Below are 4,426 nucleotides of genomic sequence, written 5' to 3'. Positions count from 1 at the left end.
TGTCATATTCAACGTGAGAGGTGTTGATGGTGATACCACGAGCTTTTTCTTCCGGCGCGTTATCGATCTGATCGAATGCGCGAGCAGCACCGCCGTAGGTTTTAGCCAGTACGGTAGTGATGGCAGCGGTCAGCGTTGTTTTACCATGGTCAACGTGGCCGATAGTACCGACGTTAACGTGCGGTTTTGTACGTTCAAACTTTTCTTTAGACATCGATTGTCCCTCTAAGACACGGATAAATCGGTGATATCACCACATCAACCAGGCGATATGCCTGAACTGTTGAATCACTGAGTCGTTACAGAGAAAACACGGGGAGGAGAAGTGAAGTGGTGCTGATACCCAGAGTCGAACTGGGGACCTCACCCTTACCAAGGGTGCGCTCTACCAACTGAGCCATATCAGCACGTCTGGAGCGGGCAGCGGGAATCGAACCCGCATCATCAGCTTGGAAGGCTGAGGTAATAGCCATTATACGATGCCCGCATCCTGAAACTCGGCTACCCAGTTCTTTCTGTAACAAAAAAAGAGACAAGTCTCTTTTCTCATTCGAGCCGATTATTTTCTTAACCAGCTCAGACAGCAATTGCTGCCAGAAAGTGGTGGTGGGGGAAGGATTCGAACCTTCGAAGTCTGTGACGGCAGATTTACAGTCTGCTCCCTTTGGCCGCTCGGGAACCCCACCGGACTTGATGGTGCCGACTACCGGAATCGAACTGGTGACCTACTGATTACAAGTCAGTTGCTCTACCTACTGAGCTAAGTCGGCATCAAGTAGCGCGCATTCTATGGAGACCTGCGAACTCATGCAACTAAAAAATTGCATAAAATGTTCTATTGCTCACATTTTGCGCTATACGGCCAATAAATGACGTATTTTCAGTCAGCTTAGCATAAAATTTCGACATTATCTGGCAGCCCATTTCCTCCCACCTGCGCCAGCTGGCACTTCTAACGCCTCAAATCATCGTCTGCACATCTGGAATATCTGTCACATTACTTTTCAGGTAATGGCACCAGGAAGAGATTTTTTCTTATTATTCCCTCCCATCTGGTGTTACCCTCCTGCCCATTGTCCAAATTAACTGAAATGTGACGTGCCATTGCATGCCGGGGATGATGCGCTTTTTATCACTGCCCTGATGGTGTAATGACAGCCAGAAACATGCTTATGAGTATAAAAGAGCAAACGTTAATGACGCCTTACCTACATTTTAACCGCAACCAGTGGGCTGCGCTTCGTGATTCCGTGCCGATGACCCTTACTGAAGAAGAGATCGCGCGGTTAAAAGGGATTAATGAAGATTTATCGCTGGAAGAAGTAGCAGAGATCTATTTACCCCTGTCGCGTTTGCTTAACTTCTATATCAGCTCGAACCTGCGCCGTCAGGCTGTTCTCGAACAGTTTCTGGGCACTAACGGTGAGCGCATTCCTTATATCATCAGTATTGCTGGCAGTGTGGCGGTAGGGAAAAGCACCACCGCGCGTGTATTACAGGCGCTACTGAGTCGCTGGCCAGAACATCGCCGCGTTGAGCTAATCACCACCGATGGTTTTCTTCATCCAAACCAGGTATTAAAAGACCGTGGGTTAATGAAGAAGAAAGGCTTTCCGGAATCGTATGACATGCACCGTCTGGTCAAGTTTGTCTCCGACCTCAAATCCGGCGTGCCAAACGTCACCGCTCCGGTTTATTCGCATCTGATTTATGATGTGATCCCTGACGGGGATAAAACCGTTGCCCAGCCCGATATATTAATTCTCGAAGGACTCAATGTTTTGCAGAGTGGGATGGATTATCCGCACGACCCACATCATGTATTTGTTTCGGACTTCGTCGATTTCTCTATTTATGTTGATGCGCCGGAAGAGTTACTGCAGACATGGTATATCAATCGCTTTCTTAAATTCCGCGAGGGGGCGTTTACCGACCCCGATTCTTATTTCCATAACTATGCGAAACTGACGGAAGAGGAGGCAATCAATACGGCCACCTCATTATGGAAAGAAATTAACTGGCTGAATTTAAAGCAAAACATTTTACCCACGCGTGAGCGCGCGAGTCTTATCATGACCAAGAGCGCGAATCATGCCGTCGAACAGGTTCGCCTGCGGAAATAATTAAAAAAGGGAGCGAAAGCTCCCTTTTCATTATTCTGCGCTTCTCAGGGAGATTTCTCCCCCAACCCACGGTTTTATCACACCATCCTGTTCCAGTAGTAATGCACCCTGTGCGTCGATCCCTCGCGAAGTACCGTATATTTCTTTTTCGCCGATGATCAGTTTTACCTGACGATTAATAAAGTTATCGAGTTTTTTCCAACGGGAAAGATAAGGAGCCAGCCCTTCCTGCTCAAATAATTCCAACGCGGTACGTAATTCACGAATGAGCCTCGCGGCCAGCGTGTTGCGATCGAGCGTAATCCCGGCTTCCTGCAGCGTAATCCATCCCTGATTCACCACGTCTTCTTCCACACGACGCATCGCCATGTTAATGCCGGCGCCAATGACGATCTGCGCAGCATCGCCCGTCTTACCCGTTAATTCGACCAGGATCCCCGCCAGTTTGCGATCCAGCAGATAGAGATCGTTTGGCCACTTCACCCGAACTTTATCAGCACCGAGATCGCACAGCACCTCGGCCATCACGATACCGATCACCAGGCTTAAGCCGATCGCTGCGGCCGGTCCCTGCTCCAGACGCCAGAACATCGAAAGATAAAGGTTTGCACCAAAGGGAGAGAACCACTTACGCCCACGACGTCCACGGCCTGCCTGTTGATATTCCGCCACGCAGGCATCGCCTGACTGTAACAGATCTATACGGTCCAGCAGGTATTGATTGGTGGAATCGATAACCGGAAGCACTGCCACCGTACCGCGATCCAACTGGCTGTATATACGGTCGGCATCCAGTAACTGAATCGGCTCAGGCAAACTGTATCCTTTGCCTGGCACGGTAAAAACGTCGACACCCCAGTCACGTAAGGTCTGGATGTGTTTATTGATGGCTGCCCGACTCATCCCCAACTTTTCACCCAGTTGCTCGCCGGAATGAAACTCGCCATCGGCCAGCAAGGAGATAAGCGTCAGAGGAACGGTATTATCCTTCATGCAATGATCTCCACGGCATTGACTTCGCCTGTTTGCCCGATGAAGCGCACTTCAGGCTCCAGCCAGACATTAAATTTTTCACCCACTTTCGTACGAACAAGGTGCGCCAGCTGAACAACATCTTTGCTTGTCGCATTATCAGCATTGATCAGCACCAGGGCCTGTTGACGATGCACTGCTGCCCCTCCGATCCCGGAGCCTTTCAACTGACACTGATCAATGAGCCAACCTGCCGCCAACTTTACTGAACCATCAGGCTGAGGATAATGGGGCGCATTCGGGAATTGAGACAATAATGCCTGTGCCACATCAGCCACCACTACGGGGTTCTTAAAAAAGCTGCCCGCATTACCGTTTACTTTCGGATCGGGCAGTTTCGTCATGCGCATATGGCAAACCGAATCAAACACCTGCCGGGGCGTTACTGTGGCCGGATCCAGACGCGTCAGGTCACCATAGGTCAACACTGGCTGCCATTGCTTAGTCAGGCGTAGACCCACTGCAACGATCGCGAAACGATCCTGATATTCATGTTTGAAGATACTGTCACGATAGCCAAATCGACACTCTGCCGCACTGACGCGCAGCGATTTTCCTGTCGCCAGCTCAACACAGTCAACGTAATCACAAACTCGCTGGAGTTCCACGCCGTAAGCACCAATATTCTGGATCGGTGAAGAACCGACACAGCCGGGGATCAGCGCCAGGTTTTCCAGACCCGGCATGCCAAGCTGTAGCGTGTGTTGTACCAGGTGATGCCAGTTTTCACCCGCGCCGACATGCAGCAGCCATGCATCCGGTTGCTCTGTCACCTCAATGCCTTTGATACGGTTGACGATCACCGTTCCGCGGAAGGTATCAAGAAACAGGACGTTACTCCCTTCACCCAGTATCAGTACCGGCTGATGCAACGCATTGGCGGATTGCCAGGCATTCAGTAGCTGTTGTTCATTTTCGGCGCAAACAATCTCATTGGCATTTTGATCGATGCCAAAGGTATTCCAGGATTTAAGGGAGTGATTCATAGACGCTTTCCTGATGCAAAATCGCGGTTAGTTTACCGCATCTGCCGCAGTATGGCTTGTATTATGGCGGGCTAGCGTTATCCAGAGGGTTCCCCCTTGCCGTAGGCCGGATAAGGCGAAGCCGCCATCCGGCAATGTGCGCTGTTCTGCCTGATGGTGCTGCGCTTGTCAGCCTGCCACAGACGCAAAAAAGCCCATCCGTCAGGATGGGCTTCTTCACTGTTTGATGCCTGGCAGTTCCCTACTCTCGCATGGGGAGACCCCACACTACCATCGGCGCTACGG

5 protein-coding genes, 4 tRNA genes and 1 pseudogene are annotated in these 4,426 nt (G+C 50.5%); 2 read left to right on the top strand and 8 right to left on the bottom strand.

Annotated elements, in window-relative coordinates; all coding sequences use genetic code 11:
- From ACERJC_RS25395 to ACERJC_RS25375, 5 genes are all read right to left on the bottom strand, one after another.
- A partial coding sequence (locus ACERJC_RS25395) for a GTP-binding protein (protein WP_000031662.1) occupies positions 1-214 on the bottom strand: 214 nt, incomplete at its 3' end.
- Between the two features lie 117 nt (positions 215-331).
- Positions 332-407: transfer RNA gene (locus tag ACERJC_RS25390), tRNA-Thr, on the bottom strand.
- A 5-nt stretch (positions 408-412) separates the two neighbouring features.
- A tRNA-Gly gene (locus ACERJC_RS25385) sits at positions 413-487 on the bottom strand.
- Positions 488-601: 114 nt separating this feature from the next.
- Positions 602-686 (bottom strand) — tRNA-Tyr (locus tag ACERJC_RS25380).
- A gap of 8 nt (positions 687-694) precedes the next feature.
- A tRNA-Thr gene (locus tag ACERJC_RS25375) sits at positions 695-770 on the bottom strand.
- 19 nt (positions 771-789) lie between these two features.
- Here ACERJC_RS25375 and ACERJC_RS25370 point away from each other — a divergent pair.
- Positions 790-870, top strand: a pseudogene (locus tag ACERJC_RS25370) (hypothetical protein); the annotation flags it as partial.
- 302 nt (positions 871-1,172) lie between these two features.
- Entirely contained in the window at positions 1,173-2,123 is a 951-nt protein-coding gene (coaA, locus tag ACERJC_RS25365) for a type I pantothenate kinase (protein ID WP_152401307.1), read from the top strand.
- A gap of 30 nt (positions 2,124-2,153) precedes the next feature.
- On the opposite strand, the gene birA is transcribed toward coaA, so the two are convergent.
- The 3 genes from birA to ACERJC_RS25350 form a co-directional block, all read right to left on the bottom strand.
- Positions 2,154-3,116: a bifunctional biotin--[acetyl-CoA-carboxylase] ligase/biotin operon repressor BirA gene (birA, locus tag ACERJC_RS25360; RefSeq protein WP_373672723.1), complete on the bottom strand. Its 963-nt coding sequence runs from the start codon at positions 3,114-3,116 to the stop codon at positions 2,154-2,156.
- Positions 3,113-4,141 (bottom strand): UDP-N-acetylmuramate dehydrogenase, encoded by a 1,029-nt coding sequence (gene murB / locus ACERJC_RS25355; RefSeq protein WP_152401303.1) that lies wholly within the window; start codon positions 4,139-4,141, stop codon positions 3,113-3,115. The genes birA and murB overlap by 4 nt, the downstream gene beginning before the upstream one ends.
- 77 nt (positions 4,142-4,218) lie before the next feature.
- Positions 4,219-4,426: hypothetical protein (locus ACERJC_RS25350; RefSeq protein WP_373672722.1), on the bottom strand; the 208-nt coding region annotated here is incomplete at its 5' end.

This window comes from Citrobacter telavivensis, assembly GCF_041807075.1.
In the GTDB taxonomy this organism is placed as follows: domain Bacteria; phylum Pseudomonadota; class Gammaproteobacteria; order Enterobacterales; family Enterobacteriaceae; genus Citrobacter_A; species Citrobacter_A telavivensis.
This window is presented reverse-complemented; position numbering and strand designations above follow the sequence as displayed.